Annotated in this window: 13 protein-coding genes and 1 pseudogene; 9 read left to right on the top strand and 5 right to left on the bottom strand. The window is 71.8% G+C overall.

The window, feature by feature from the left end:
• The first annotated feature begins 32 nt into the window (after window positions 1-32).
• The 4 genes from GCL84_RS16280 to GCL84_RS16265 are packed head-to-tail and all read left to right on the top strand — an operon-like array spanning window position 33 to window position 7,800.
• The gene (locus GCL84_RS16280; protein WP_156756330.1) at window positions 33-680 is read left to right on the top strand and encodes a Pvc16 family protein; all 648 of its coding nucleotides are present in this window, start codon (window positions 33-35) and stop codon (window positions 678-680) included.
• Between the two features lie 15 nt (window positions 681-695).
• Window positions 696-3,077 (top strand): hypothetical protein, encoded by a 2,382-nt coding sequence (locus GCL84_RS16275; RefSeq protein WP_156756329.1) that lies wholly within the window; start codon window positions 696-698, stop codon window positions 3,075-3,077.
• Window positions 3,078-3,111: 34 nt separating this feature from the next.
• On the top strand, window positions 3,112-4,536 hold the full coding sequence (locus GCL84_RS16270; RefSeq protein WP_156756328.1) for a hypothetical protein: 1,425 nt from the start codon (window positions 3,112-3,114) through the stop codon (window positions 4,534-4,536).
• A 39-nt stretch (window positions 4,537-4,575) separates the two neighbouring features.
• Entirely contained in the window at window positions 4,576-7,800 is a 3,225-nt protein-coding gene (locus GCL84_RS16265) for a DUF7507 domain-containing protein (RefSeq protein ID WP_156756327.1), read from the top strand.
• Between the two features lie 49 nt (window positions 7,801-7,849).
• Here GCL84_RS16265 and GCL84_RS16260 read toward each other — a convergent pair whose 3' ends face one another.
• Both GCL84_RS16260 and GCL84_RS16255 read right to left on the bottom strand, forming a co-directional pair.
• Window positions 7,850-8,554 carry a YcnI family copper-binding membrane protein gene (locus GCL84_RS16260; RefSeq protein ID WP_156756326.1) on the bottom strand — a complete coding sequence of 235 codons (705 nt, stop codon included), beginning with the start codon at window positions 8,552-8,554 and terminating at the stop codon, window positions 7,850-7,852.
• Between the two features lie 17 nt (window positions 8,555-8,571).
• Window positions 8,572-9,624: an alpha/beta hydrolase family esterase gene (locus GCL84_RS16255; RefSeq protein WP_156756325.1), complete on the bottom strand. Its 1,053-nt coding sequence runs from the start codon at window positions 9,622-9,624 to the stop codon at window positions 8,572-8,574.
• 32 nt (window positions 9,625-9,656) lie between these two features.
• Between GCL84_RS16255 and GCL84_RS30650 the strand changes: the two are divergent.
• The 4 genes and pseudogenes from GCL84_RS30650 to GCL84_RS30075 all read left to right on the top strand — a co-directional run.
• Window positions 9,657-9,830, top strand: a pseudogene (locus tag GCL84_RS30650) (LysR family transcriptional regulator); the annotation flags it as partial.
• A gap of 101 nt (window positions 9,831-9,931) precedes the next feature.
• Window positions 9,932-10,318 (top strand): LysR substrate-binding domain-containing protein, encoded by a 387-nt coding sequence (locus GCL84_RS30080; protein WP_235926320.1) that lies wholly within the window; start codon window positions 9,932-9,934, stop codon window positions 10,316-10,318.
• Window positions 10,312-10,446 carry a hypothetical protein gene (locus tag GCL84_RS30645; protein ID WP_268891356.1) on the top strand — a complete coding sequence of 45 codons (135 nt, stop codon included), beginning with the start codon at window positions 10,312-10,314 and terminating at the stop codon, window positions 10,444-10,446. Before GCL84_RS30080 ends, GCL84_RS30645 begins: the two co-directional genes overlap by 7 nt.
• On the top strand, window positions 10,413-10,565 hold the full coding sequence (locus GCL84_RS30075) for a hypothetical protein (RefSeq protein ID WP_235926318.1): 153 nt from the start codon (window positions 10,413-10,415) through the stop codon (window positions 10,563-10,565). Before GCL84_RS30645 ends, GCL84_RS30075 begins: the two co-directional genes overlap by 34 nt.
• Here the strand turns inward: GCL84_RS30075 and GCL84_RS16245 are convergent.
• Together GCL84_RS16245 and GCL84_RS30070 are read right to left on the bottom strand one after the other, a co-directional pair.
• Window positions 10,562-12,436: an ATP-binding cassette domain-containing protein gene (locus GCL84_RS16245; protein WP_235926317.1), complete on the bottom strand. Its 1,875-nt coding sequence runs from the start codon at window positions 12,434-12,436 to the stop codon at window positions 10,562-10,564. The two genes, GCL84_RS30075 and GCL84_RS16245, sit on opposite strands and share 4 nt — an antisense overlap.
• The gene (locus GCL84_RS30070) at window positions 12,331-12,753 is read right to left on the bottom strand and encodes a P-loop NTPase family protein (protein WP_235926316.1); all 423 of its coding nucleotides are present in this window, start codon (window positions 12,751-12,753) and stop codon (window positions 12,331-12,333) included. The genes GCL84_RS16245 and GCL84_RS30070 overlap by 106 nt, the downstream gene beginning before the upstream one ends.
• A gap of 22 nt (window positions 12,754-12,775) precedes the next feature.
• On the opposite strand from GCL84_RS30070, the gene GCL84_RS30065 reads away from it, so the two are divergent.
• A complete protein-coding gene (locus tag GCL84_RS30065) occupies window positions 12,776-13,309 on the top strand; it encodes an HTH domain-containing protein (protein WP_235926315.1) in 534 nt (177 codons plus the stop codon).
• Window positions 13,310-13,458: 149 nt separating this feature from the next.
• Here the strand turns inward: GCL84_RS30065 and GCL84_RS29325 are convergent.
• Window positions 13,459-13,886 (bottom strand): hypothetical protein (locus GCL84_RS29325; RefSeq protein WP_197523298.1); only part of this gene is annotated, 428 nt, incomplete at its 5' end.

The following is a 13,886-nucleotide window of genomic DNA, read 5'->3' as shown; positions in this document are numbered from 1 at the left end:
GACGCCGGAGACTGCTCAGCGTGCTGGCAGACATGGCTTCCTCGATCCGGGCGTGGCTCGACTCCGAGCTGGCGCCCGGCACGGAGATCGGCTTCGACCCGCCCGGGCTGCTCGCGGGCATCCAGCGCAGACCCCGGCGCGCGGGCATCCTCAACGTCTTCCTGTTCGGGGTGGCGGAGAACCTCGACGGGGTGCCCGCGGCGCGGGTGCACGTGCGCAACGCCGACGGCCGGGTCACCGGCACCGTCGCCCCGCTGCGCAGCTACCACCTGTCGTACCTGGTCACGGCCTGGGCGGCGGACACGATCGAGGAGAACGAGCTGCTCGGCGCGGTCATCGGCGCGCACGCCGAGCAGGACGCGCTGGGCGTGGACCACCTGCGCGGGTCGCTGCACGCCCTGACCACGGCGCTGCCGCTGCGGCTGGGCTGGTCGCCGGTGGCGCGGGGACCGGACCTGTGGGGGGCGCTGGGCGTGCAGATGCGCACCGCGCTGGAGCTGACCGTGACCGCCCCGGCGCTGCCGTCGCGGCTGCGCCAGGCCGCGCCGCCGGTGCGGACGATCGAGTTGGACGTGCACGACACCAGCCACCCCGACGCCGCGCCGGTCCCCGGCGCCGAGATCGGACTGTCCCCGGCGCCGCGGCGGCGCTGGGAGCGCACCACCATCACCGAGCACTGACCACCGAGGAGAGTCATGGCCGTCAGCGACATCGTGGAGAAGTTCCCGTGGCTGCGCAGCGACCCCGGCAAGCTGACCGGGACGCCCCCGGGGAAGATCACCGAACTGGACACCACCTGGTCCCCGGTCTACCTGCAATGGCTGCGCGGGTCCACCGAGGGCAGGACGAACGCCTCCCTCGTCGACGACGACCCCGAAGCCGACGTGTTCGCGCAGTACAACGAGATGCTGCGGCGGGACACGAAGGAGGAGCGCAAGGCGGAGCTCCAGGCGAAGTTCCAGGCCTGGTACGGCAGCTTCGTCTTCGACATCTCCACGATCCAGTCGATCATGTCGGCGCGGGCGAAGCAGATCCGGGACGAGGCCACCGCCAAGGGTGAGAAGCGCCCGTCGGCGGGCGAGGCGCTCCGGGCCGCAGGCAAGGAGACGGCCAAGGCGGTGGTGGCCAAGCAGGTCGAGGAGCAGCGCAAGTCGTTCGGCAACGTCAACCTGGCGCTGATCGCCAACCTCCAGCTCAAGCAGTACCAGGTGACGGCGTTGCAGGAGTTCAACGTCGCGCTCAACAACCTGGGTGAGGCCAAGTGGGACAGCCCGCAGAAGGAAATGGCGATGGAGGGCCTCGGGGAGGCCGCCACCTCCATGTTCTCCGCCTACGGCCTGGTCACCTCCGCCATCACCCGGATCACCTCGCTGCCCGAGGGCAACGACGTGCCGGACGCGCTGACCGACGGGCTGATCGAGCAGTTGATGCTCTTCGGCGAGTCCATCGCCGCGCAGTCCGCCGCCATCGCCGACGCGGGCAGGTTGTTCTCCGCGTGGGCTGGGAAGGCCACCGCCCAGTTCATCCGGGACAACTTCGCCTCGATCTACCCGCTAGCGGGCGGGGCCTTCGTCGCGCTGCGCACGATCTGCTCGGCGGGCTCGATGGTCGCGGGTGCGTTCCCCGGCTACGGCTGGATCGGGACGGTCGTCAGCACCGCCCAGGCGGAGGTGGAGCTGGCCGTGGTGCACCTGGTCGCGTGGAAGGAGAGCGCGGACCTGCCCACGCAGCAGAAGTACGCGTTGCAGACGTTCGAGCTCGACCCCGAGTACGAGGGCACCGTCCTGGCGAAGATCAACAAGGCCAACGAGGCCTACGAGGGCCTCAAGGATAAGGTCTGGGAGGCGACCGGCGGCGCGGTGGGCAAGAAGCTCAGCGCGGGCGCCAAGGGCCTGGGCAACGTGGTGATCGGCCGCGAGCGGATGGAGAACCTCAAGGATTCCCTCAAGGAATTCGGCGAGGTGGCGGGTCCGATCCTGGACGTGGCCAAGGACGCGGCCGGGGTGCCGAGCCTGGACTTCGTCGGCATCGCGGCGGACGCGACGGGGATGAGCTCGGTCAAGGCGGGCGTGGAGATGGTCACCGACTGGGCGGGGTACTACACAGCGATCCACTCGAGACTGGTCGACGCCCCGGGCGTGACCGAGGAGGACAAGGCGCGGATCAAGGAGTTCATGGCGGCACCGCCGCGGAACTCCGGCTTCCAGCTGTTCCAGCTGCGCAAGCCCGCGCAGATCATGAAGGTCGACTTCCCCACCGTCGAGGTCAAGGTCGGGGACATCCTGATGTCCATGGACCTCAAGGCCAACAGCGTCACGATCATCGACGAGGGGATGGTCGGCAAGGAGGTCCTCGGCCTCGCCAAGGTGTACTCCCGGCGCCCGCCGAACGGCAAGGACGGCAGGCTGGAGTACCTCGGGCTGAGCTACCCGCCCAACTGGGGGACCTTCAAGCTGGACTTGGCCGCGGGCAAGAACACCCCGTTCCACGCCACCGTCGGGAGCACCTACGTCACGGCCGCGGAGAACCGGGAGGTGACGCTCAACCTCGTCATCGACCTGGACACCGGGTCAGTCCAGGTCGTCGGCTCCAGCTACCAGCCGATGCCGACCGGGCTCGACGGCAAGCTGGAGTACAACGGGCTGCCGCCGCTGGACGGCAAGACCTACCCGATCGCCGCCGACGACCTGGCCCGCTTCGGGGGGATGGTGGTCGCGTGGGAGGGCGTGCAGTACACCCTGGAGACCTCCATCGGCGAGATCCAGCCCACCGCGGACTGGTCCTCGGTCCGGTTCCGGATGGCGGCGAAGACCGCCGCGAAGGAGGACGCCTTGGTCGAGTTGGACTACGCCTTCTTGCAGACCGCGCAGGTCATCAGCGCCACGGTCGAGAAGAAGGCCAACGGCCTGGCGGGGACCGAGGCGCTGATGGCCGAGCACGAGGCCAAGGTCAAGCGCGAGGCGGAGGCGAAGGAGGCCCAGCGGATCGAAGCGGCCCGCCTGGTCCGGGACAAGAAGAAAAAGGGCGGTGGCTTCACCTTTTTCGGCAAGAAGCAGGAACTGATCCCCAACAAGTAGAGCCGACGTCCGCCCGCTCGAGAGTGAGGACAGCATGACCGCACCGGACACCACCGAGGCCGACCCGATCGCCGAGGAGGACGGGGGTACCCCACCGGGGATGAGCGAGGCCATGCAGGCCGTGCTCCGCGACGCCCTGGAGCGCTCCGGCGCCAGCCAGCCCACCGTGCACCTGCTCGACCAGTCCGACGACATCAACTGGTACGGCCTGGAGGGCGCCCAGCACTTCATGTCGATCGGCGGGCACGACGTGCTGATCGACCCCGTGCAGGGGACCTACAGCGCGCTGGACCCGGAGCCGATCCGGCTACGCCTGGTCGAGGTGCTGACCGAGAACCACGGCGAGACCGCCTTCGACATGGCCGGGGTGCCGCGCGCGGTCGACTGGCCGAGCCTGCGGATCACCAGCGAGGGCGACGGGGTGGTCAACGTCGTCGCCGCCACGCTCCCCGACGCCGCGGGCGTGGTGGGCGAGGCCGACCTGACCGTCGACATGGCCTGGGGTGTCACCGTCGCCGCCGTCCGCGCCGACGCCCCCGCCGAGGCCGACGCCGAGGCTGTCGAACCTGAGACCGCGGAACCGGAGGCCGAAGCCCCGGAGCCGAGGGCCGCCGACGCCATCGACGGGGCCTACCTGGGCAGCCTCTACGGCGGCCGGGAGTACGAGTTCGAGGGCAGGCAGTTCCTGCCGGACTGGTCGACCTGGAACACCGACCAGAGCACGCCGGAGGGCATGGTCGGCTCCCGGGTCCGGGCGACCGCCGACGGCTGGACCTGGAACCTCTACGCCTGGTACGGCCCGGGTCCCGAGGTCGGGGTGCAGGTCGTGCAGGCCGAAGCCGTGGGCGAGACCGGCTCCGCGGAGGTGGCGCAGGCCGACGCCGCCGAGGCGGGCGGCGGGGCCGAGGCCGAAGCCGCGCACGGGATCACCGCCGACTACCTCGGCGGCCACTACGGCGCGCACCCGCTCGCCTTCGGCGACGTCGGCATCGTGGTGGACTGGTCCACCTGGAACCCCGACGAGGTCAGCGACACCGGCGCGGTGGGCTCCCCGGCCACGGGCACCGACGGCGCGGGCACCGAGTACGACCTCTACATCCGGTTCACCGCCGAGCGGGGGGCCGAGATCGAGCGGGCCACCGCGCTCGGCGGCGGCGCCGAGGCCGAGGGCGAGGTCGACCCGGCCCAGTACTTCCGGGACGTGCTGTCGATCCAGCTGCGCGAGGTCTGGTCCGGTGACGGCAACCTGCTCAAGGACACCGGCGGCAAGGAGTACGACGTCAGCTCGTGGCTCAACGGCGACGGCGACAGCGAGCCGGAGGTCGTTGGCTACGACGGCGAGTCGTTCCACCTGCTGATGCGGGTGTCCACGGTGGAGGACGACCCGCGCCGGGTGCGCTGCGCGCTGCGCGTGCACGACGCGCGGACCGTGACCGTGGATAACGAGGAACCCGCCTGATCGCCCAACCCCCGACCCGCCAGTTCTGAGGGAGTCCCCGTGTACCGCATCTGGGCCGCCATCGGCCTGCTGCTGCTCGTCTTCGCCGTCGTGCCCGGTTCCGAGGTGGCCACCCCCGGCGGGGTGGTGCCGTCGACGGACGTGGCGCAGCCGGGTCTGCTGCCCGCGCCACCGAGCCCGACGGTGACGCCCGGGTACCGGGACGCGGTGTACGGGGACTTCCTCCAGGCGGGCAACAGTGTGCTGCGCTGCCCGGTGGGCGAGGAGGTGACCGGGGACCACTCCCCCGCCGAGTGCGCCGCGGCCACGGCGGGCGCAGGCCCCTCCGACAGCGCGCTGCTGGACAACAGCGGCAACAACAACGGGTACTACATGCACCTGGCCGACGACGACGGCCGCCAGGACTCGTTCACCTCCAGCCGGGCGGAGATCACCATCCCGGCCGGGGCGACCGTGCGGCACGCCCAGCTCAACTGGGGCGGGCACACCGGCACGTTCATCGGCTTCTCCGGGGTCAACTGCGTCCGCCCGCTGCTGTTGCAGGGTGAGCCGCCACCGCCGCCCGCCGCCGCTTCCCCCGCCCTGCAACAGGTGCGGATCGCGGTGGCGGGCGACGACCCGCTGCCGGTGCAGCGCGACCCCGCCCACTTCCGCACCACCGACGGGCTGACCGAACCCAGCCAGCTCTACAGCGACTGGGCGGACGTCACGCAGGCGTTCGCGGGCGCCCCCACCGGGGCACCGATCCAGCTGTCGGTCAGCAACGTCTGGGCGCCCACCGGCCCCGGCTGTTCGGGCGGCTGGTCGGTCGTCGTCGTGTTCGGCTACGACGAGCCCCGGGCCCCCTACACCCAGCCCAGGGTGATCGACCTCTACACCGACGGCCTGCCCGAGAGCGGCGCCCTGCTGCCCGGGCTGATCGAGCCCCTGGTGCCCGGCTTCCCCACGCTGGTCGACGGCCTGCTGCCCGGTCTGGTCCCCGGCCTGACCGGCACGAGCGTCATCCTCCCCGGGGTCGCCCGCAACCGCTCCACCGCCGACGTGGCAATCGGCCTCACCGCCTACGACGGCGACTGGCGCCAGGGCGGGGAGACGTTCAGAGTGGACGGTGCCGCCGCGGTCGAACCGTGCGGTGGGCGCAAGACCGAGGACTTCTTCCGCTCCTGCGCGGTCGGGGCCATCGACCCGGTCGACCCGGCCAAGCGGCCGGTGAACAACCTCAGCGTCGACGCCAAGACGATCCGCCCCACCCTCGCCGACAACGACTCCGGCGAGATCGAGATCGGCGTGGCGGGCATCGGCGACTTCGTGGTGGTGCACAACGTCGTGCTGGCCGAGACCGTGGCCCCGTCGATCTCGGTGGTCAACACCGGCCCGACCGAACCGGTCACCCAGGGCGAGCTGGCCACCTTCACCGTCGACATCCGCAACGACGGCGCCCTCCCGCTCACCGAGGTCACCCTCACCGACACCAGCGACCCGGCGTCCGACGCGATCCGCTGCACCCCGACCGCCCTGCCGCCGCTGGCCCCGGGGGCGACGACCCGGGTCACCTGCCTGCAACCGGCCGGGGCGGGCCCGCGGTTCACCAACACGGCCACGGCCACCGGCGCCTACCTGGTCGGCCCCGGCGGCGAGCGGCGCACGGTGAGCGCGTCGGCGAGCGCCACGGTCCAGGTCGAGCTGCCCGATTACGCCATCACCCGCGTCCCGGACCGGCTGGTGGTGCGCGAGGGCGACCCGGTGGCGTTCGCGGTGACCCTGACGAACAACACCACCACCCCGCTGACCGGCATCGCCTACGCCGACGGGGCAGCCCCGGACTGCGCGGGCCCGGCGAGCACCACCCTGGAGGCGGGCACCTCGACCAGCTTCACCTGCACCGCCCCCGCCCCGGCCGAGAGCTTCGAGAGCGCGGGCAGGCTGGTGGGCCTGGACGCGACCGGCGCCACGGTGACCGTCACCAGCCAGCAGGTCCTCGTGACCGTCATCGCCCCGGCGGCGACCATCGTGACCGCGGTCGACAAGGACACCGTCTACCAGGGCGACCCGGTCGAACTGACGTTCACCGTGACCAACACCGGCAACGAGGCCGACGAGGCCCTGAGCAACCTGCGGGTGGCCGTCGCCGACCTGCCCGACTGCGTCCCCACCCCGATCCCGGCGCTGGACCCCGGTGCCACCGCCGAGACCACCTGCACCACCACTCCGACCGAATCACTGGCGGTGGTCGCCACGGTCACCGCGGTGGACGTGGGCGGAGCCGAGGTGAAAGCCACCGCCGCACCGGTCACCATCACCGTCCTGGACCCGCTGATCACCCTAACCCAGCAGGTCGACCGCACCCCGGTGCGGGTGACCCAGGAGGTCACCCTGACCTTCGCGGTCACGAGCACCGCCACCGCGACCGAGGGCCCGGTGACCGACGTGCGGATCATCAGCCCGACCCTGCCCCCGGACTGCCTGCCCGAGCCGATCCCGACCCTGGCCCCCGGCGAGACCGCGACCAGGACCTGCACCGCGGTCCCGGACCGCAGCTTCGACAACCAGGCGCTGGCCTCCGCGGTGGACGGCGGGAACCGGCTGATGCGCACCCAGGCGGCCCCGCTGCGGGTCACGGTGATCAACCCGGCGCTGACCATCAGCACCACGGCCGACCGGGAGCAGGCCAAGCACGGCGAGGACGTCGACTTCACCGTCACCGTCCGCAACATCGGCGACGTGCCCATGATGGTCGAGGTCAGCAACGACCAGGCGCCCGACTGCGACTTCACCCTGACCGGCGCGGGCCTGCGCACCGGGGCGGCCAACGGCATCCGCTGCACGACGACCACCCCGACCGACGACGCCTCGACGAAGCTGAAGAACGCCGCGACCTACACCGCCAGCCCCACGGCCACCGTCGGCGACACCGGCGAACCGCTGACCGGCACCGACGACGCCACGGTCACCCTGCTGGCGGGCGACGCGCCCCCACCGCCCGCCCCCGGCCCCGACCCGGTGGGCGGCGACGGGATCAGCGGCGGCACGGCGGGCGGCGCGGGCCCGGGAACCGCCGGGGACGGCACGGCGGGCGGCGGCCCCACCTCGGACGCGGCGGCGCAGAAGTCCGGCGGCGGCCTGGCCCAGACCGGTGCGAGCATCGCCCTGCCCCTGGGCATCGGCGCGGCCCTGCTCCTGCTCGGCGGCGGTGTCCTGGTCGCCACGTCGCGCAGGCGCGGGGACGGGAACTCGATGCTGTCGCGCTGGTGGCCCGGGGGCTGACAGCCCGTCCGGCCGGGACCGCCCGCGGTCCCGGCCGGACGACGGCCCCTCAGCTCGTCTTGCGCCTGCGAGCCAGCAGGTTGCCGATCGACAGGCCGAGCGCGAGCGCCCCCACGACCAGCGCGGAAACCGCCAGCCACGGCGTCTCCGCGCCGGTCTGCCGCACAGTGGCCGGAGCGGCGTGCGCGTCGTGGTCCGCGCCGCCGTCGGTCAGGGTGAGCACGGGGGCCGGGGAGTCGGGCTCGCCGCCGCCGGGCAGGGGTGGATCGGCCCAGTCGACCACCTTGCCGTCGTCGTAGGTCTGGGTGACCGGGAGCAGGATCCTGTCGGTGTTCTGCGGCAGTTCACCGAGCAGGACCTCGAAGAGGGTGAAGGTCGAGGGTTCCAACCGGGTGCCGGGGGCGGCGGTCCAGGTCACCGTGTGCACGGCCTTGACGACCTGGAAACCGTCGACGTCGATCGGCTTCTCCAGGTCCGCCTCGCCGATGGCGGTGGTCCAGCCGGGCTTGGCCGCGGGCATGGCGAAGGTGACCGGGGTGTCCAGCGGCAGGGTCAACCGGACCGCGACCGTGCCCGCCGTCGGGGACTCGTTCGGCACCTGGAAGGTGAGCCGGGACACACCCTCCTTGCCGACCGCCGTGGGCGACACGGTGACGTGGGCGGAGGCGGACGGGGCCAGAGCAACCGCGAACAGCGCCGTGGTCGCCGCCAGGACACCGGCCCGCGCCGCGCCGCGAGAGGGGAGAACAGCCAACGTGGGCACCCGTTTCCTTATGGTCCACTGTGGACATGATCGATGGTCGAGGCCCCACTTTCCCGCCCCGGGCGCGGCCCGTCCAGACGGCGCCCGGATGCCGGGAAGATCCCGTTGTTTCTTGTCCGGACCTGCGGACCCGCGCACGCCGGGTGCACAAGTCCGGATGGCGGCCCGCCACCCGGGTCGGGCTGCGCCGGCCTCCTTCGGCGGTGGGCGCGCGCCACCCGAGTCGGAAGAAGTCCCGCATCTCCTCGACCACCGACACCCGCCGCGTGGTGCGGCCGAGGAAGAGCGGGGCCTGCACCGGACCCGGGATCACGTGCCCGCCGCCGTGCACGGTGAACAGGGTGACCGGGTTCGCGGTGGTCCAGCCGCTCGGTGCTGGTCCCGTCCGCGCCCGCACCCGCGACCAGCGTGGCGATGGACTCGGCGGTGATGCCGTTGCGCTCGGCGAAGTAGGCGGCGGTCTCCCGCGCCGACCGGCCGAGACCGCGCGGCTTGAAGCCCCACAGGCTGTTCGTGCCGCCCGCGTACGGCACCAGCCGGTCCTCGGTGCCGTGGAACAGCAGCACCGGCACCGGCACGACCGGGGCGTCCATCGGCAGCAGGTTCTTCGGCGTGGGCCGGGTCGCCGCGATGGTGGTCGCGCCCGCGAGTCGGGAGCCGAGCTGGTGGACCAGGCGGATGACCATGGCCCCGCCGTTGGAGTAGCCCACCACATGCACCCGCGCGGCGCCGACGTGGTCGATGACCGCCTCGGTGAAGGCCACGTCGTCCACGTCGTCGCGGCGGTCGGGGAAGTCGATGCTGAGCCGGACGTCGTTGAAGTGACCGTGGTGGCCGCCGGGGTAGGCGACGGTCAGCCCGTCGGCGGTGAGGGTGTCGAACGCCCCACCGGAGAACGCACGGAACCGGTCGCCGCTCTGGTTGGAACCGTGGACGGCGATCAGCAGACCGTCACCGGGCACCGCCGGGCGGACCACGGTGAGCCAGCGGTCGCGCCCCCCGACCCGCAGCACCACCCGCTCCACGACCACTGTGGACTCATGGATCCCTCCTCGGTTCACCGGCGAGCATAGCGGGTGGCAGGATCGACCCCGTGGACCTCAAGCAGCTCGAATACTTCGTGGCGGTCGCCGAGGAGCTGAACTTCACCCGGGCCGCCGAGCGCCTGTACGCGGTGCACTCCACTGTGTCTTCGGGCATCCGCTCCCTGGAGACCGAGTTGAAGGCGACCCTGTTCGACCGCTCCACCCGGCAGGTGTCGCTGTCGGCGGCGGGCCGGGCGTTCCTGCCCGAGGCGCGCGCGGCCCTCGCCGCGCTGGAACGGGCCAGGGAGTCGGTGCAGGAGGTCGCGGGCGGACTGCGCGCAGCGTGCGGATCGGCGCGCTCACCTGCATCCCGATGGTCGACCTGCCCGCCCTCTTCCGCGCCTTCCGCGCCCGCCACCCCCTGGTCGACCTGCACGTCACCGCCTCGGTCACCGGCTCGACCGGCTTGGCCGACGACGTCCGGCAGGGCAGGCTAAACATCGCCGTGCTCGGCCTCCCCCGAACCGACCTGGTCGGTCTGTCGGTGCGCGAGCTGGCGAGCAGGCCGTACGTGGCCCTGCTGCCCACCGACCACCCCCTGGCCACCGCGACAGCGGTCGGCCTGGACGAGCTGGCGGGCGAGGTGTTCATCTACACGCTCCCCGGCTTCGGCAACCGCCTGGAGGTCGACCGCGCCTACGCCGCCCTGGGCACCCCCGCCGGGTGGTGATCGAGGTCGCCGACCTGACCACGGTGCCCGACTACGTCCACGCCGACCTGGGCGTCGCCGTCGTCCCCGACGTGGCCCTGCCCCGCTCCCCGGCGTGGCCGTCCTCCCCCTCCGCGACAGCGACCTGACCTGGCTGTTCTCCGTCGCCACCACCGCCGCGACCACCCCCAGCCGAGCCACCCGCGCCCTGCTCGACCTGTTCGACCCGCCCCAGCCGCGAAACCCCGGCGGAGCGGACACGGCCTAGCCGTCCTGGAGGGCTCGGGCGGTGGCCGTGCCGGTGATGTCGGCGACTGGCCCCTGGTAGAGGATCCGCCCGCCGTGCCTGCCCGGCCCAGGCCCCAGGTCGATCAACCAGTCCGCCTGGCGGACGACCTCCAGGTTGTGCTCGATGACAACCACGGTGTGGCCGTGCTCCACGAGACCGTCGAGGACGGTCAGCAAGGTGTCGATGTCGCTGAGGTGCAGGCCGGTGGTCGGTTCGTCGAGGACGTAGAGGGTGGTGTCGCGGAGTTCTTTGGCGATCTTGACCCGTTGGCACTCGCCGCCGGAGAGGGTGGAGAGCGGCTGGCCCAGGCGCAGGTAGCCGAGGCCGACCTCGTCGAGGTGGCGCAGGGCGGCGGTGATCGACGGTTCGGGGAGGCGGTGCACGGCCTCGGTGATCGTGAGGTCGTCGACGTCGGCGATGGACAGACCGGCGACCTCGTGGCGCAGGGCCTCGGCGGTGAAGCGGCGTCCCCGGCAGCTCTCGCAGACCGTCTCCTGGCCGTCCAGGAAAGCGAGGTCGGTGTGGATGATGCCGAGGCCGCCGCAGTCGGGGCAGCCGCCGTCGGAGTTGGCGCTGAACAGGCCGACGGGAGCCCCGGTGCGGCGGGCGAACAGCTTGCGGATGGGACCGGCGATGCCGGTGTGGGTGATGGGGGTCGAGCGCCGGTTCACGCTCACCGGTTTCTGGTCGATGACGGTGGCGGCGTGCTGGGCGACGAGTTCACCTGCCAGGCTCGACTTCCCCGACCCCGCGACGCCGGTGAGGGCGGTCAGGACGCCGGTCGGGATGGTGACGGTCACGTCCTTGAGGTTGTTGCGGTTCACCGCGGAGACGGTGATGCTCACGCGCGCCGCGCGCGGCTCTGACTTGGCAGGCCCGCGCCGGGCCAGCGCGGCCGCGGTCGGGGTGTCGGCTGCGCGGAGTTCGGCGAAGGTCCCCTGGAAGACAAGTTCGCCGCCCTGCTCGCCCGCGCGCGGCCCGACCTCGACAACCTGGTCGGCGACGGCCATGACCGCGCGGGCGTGCTCGACGACGAGGACGCTGTTTCCCCTGTCCCGCAGTTGTTCGAGCAGGGCTGTCATGGACGAGACGTCGTGCGGGTGCAGGCCGACGGTGGGTTCGTCGAAGATGTAGAGCATCTCGATGAGGCTGCTGCCCAGGTGCTTCACCGTCTTGATCCGCTGCGACTCGCCACCGGAGAGGGTCGTGGTGGCGCGGCCCAGGTGCAGGTGGCCCAGCCCGATGGTGACCATCGCGGCCAACCGATCCGTCAACGCGGTCACGACCGGGGCGACGGTCGGGTCGGTCACCTCCGCCACCAGCCCGGCCAGCTCGCCGATCTCCACCCGCGCCAGCTCGCCGATCGTGCGGCCGAGCACGGTGGCCGACCGGCTGACCTCGTTGAGCCGGTCGCCGTGGCAGTCGGGGCACACCTCGGAGCGGGTGAACCGGGCGATGGCGTCCTTCTTGCGGTCGGACAGGTCGTCCGAGGTGTGCAGGTGGATGCGCTCGAACCGCTCGACGACACCTTCGTAGTCCTTCGGCAGCCTGGCGCCGAGGCGGGCCGCGTGCTCGCCACCGAACAGCAGCGCGTCCCGCTGCGCGCCGGTCCACTCCCGCAGGGGTGTGTCGGCGTCGAAGGTGCCGAGGTCGGCGTACTGGAAGTACCAGTGGCCTCCGTTCCCGAAGCCGGGCAGCAGGATCGCGCCGCCCGCCAACGACCTGTCGAGGTCGAGGAACCTGTCTACGGCACTCGCCACGACCTCGCCGAGGCCGGAGCAGGTCGGGCACATGCCCGCCGGGTCGTTGAAGGAGAAGTGGTTCGACTCGCCGAGGTGCGGGGTGCCCACGCGTCGGTGATCGTTCCGACGGTGGACCGGGCGTTGCCGCCGATGCGGCGCTGGTCGATCACCACCGTCGGCGAGAGGCCGTCGATCCGGTCGACCTCGGGCCGTGCCCACTTCGGCAGCCGGTTGCGGGTGAACGGCGGGAACGTCTCGGTGAGCTGGAACCCGGCCTCGGCCGCGATCGTGTCGAACACCAGCGACGACTTGCCCGACCCCGACACCCCCACGAACACCACCACCCGCCCGCGCGGCACGTCGACGTCGAGGGACTTGAGGTTGTTGATCTGGGCACCCCTGATCTGGATGCATCGTTCTGCCATGGCGCCGACCCTAGGATGAGATGTGGCCGGAAACTGTCCGCGATTTCGGCGATACTGGGGGCTGCGACGAATCCTGGCCCTGCTGGCAGCGCTGCTATTCGGCAAGGCGTTCGCCGGCGACGAGCTGGCGACCCGCCTGGACGTCGCCCCGCGCACGCTGCGCCGCGACGTCGACCGCCTCCGGAGCCACGGCTACGCGGTCGAGACCCGCCCCGGCCCCAGCGGCCATTACCGGCTCGCCGCGGGCCGAGCCATCCCCCACTGCTCCTCGACGATGACGAGGCCATCGCCACCCTCCTCGGCCTGGCACCTTGACCGCGACCGGCGACGCCAGCGAAGGCAGCATCGACGACGCGGCCACCCGCGCCTACGCAAGGTCGACCAGTACCTCAGGCCCGCTGGAGCGTCGGAACTCGTCCCCGCGCACGCGGGGGTCTTCCCGGCGACGTGTTCGCGGTGGACGCCTGGTTCGACTCGTCCCCGCGCACGCGGGGTCTTCCGGCCCGCCACCACCGACACCGGCACCGCCATTTCTCGGGCCGTGGCGGCCCCCTGACCTCAACGGCGGGCGGGGTAGCTGGCTTCTTGTCACTGTCGGCCTGGAGGCCTGCGGCCTGACCGCCCTTGGGCGGGAGAACCGGTTGAGCGGACCCGAGGCAGACCTGTGAGGTCTGTGGCAAGCACCGAGCCAGCCCCTACCGCCGGTCAGTAGGCGAGGTACTCAGTGGTGAGGACAAGCAGTTCACCATAGGAGAAGTGCTCGCCGAGCTCGACGAAGCGGGCATGCTGCTCAAGGGAATAGTTGACGCCGTACTGGGAGAGAGCACAGAGGAGAAGGCGGAAAGCCAGGTCCGGGCTGATATCGGTCACACAGGTGCGCAGCGAGCGGCTGAACGTGGGGATCTCCTGGCCGTACTTGGTCGAAATCCTTTGGGTGAGGGTGGGCTCCAGCGCGTCGATCTCTGCTAGGAGGCGGTTCGCGGTGGCCGGGTCAACCTCGTTGACGACTGTGTCGGAAGTAGTGGGGGTGGGCAGGAGCTCGTTACAGACCTCGATCACCTCCTCTAGCCAACCCAGACCGATGGGAATGGATCGCGAGCCGTTGGACAACCCAGCGGCGGCCTGCCACAGGT

This window comes from Actinokineospora pegani (assembly GCF_009745975.1).
In the GTDB taxonomy this organism is placed as follows: Bacteria; Actinomycetota; Actinomycetes; order Mycobacteriales; family Pseudonocardiaceae; genus Actinokineospora; species Actinokineospora pegani.
This window is presented reverse-complemented; position numbering and strand designations above follow the sequence as displayed.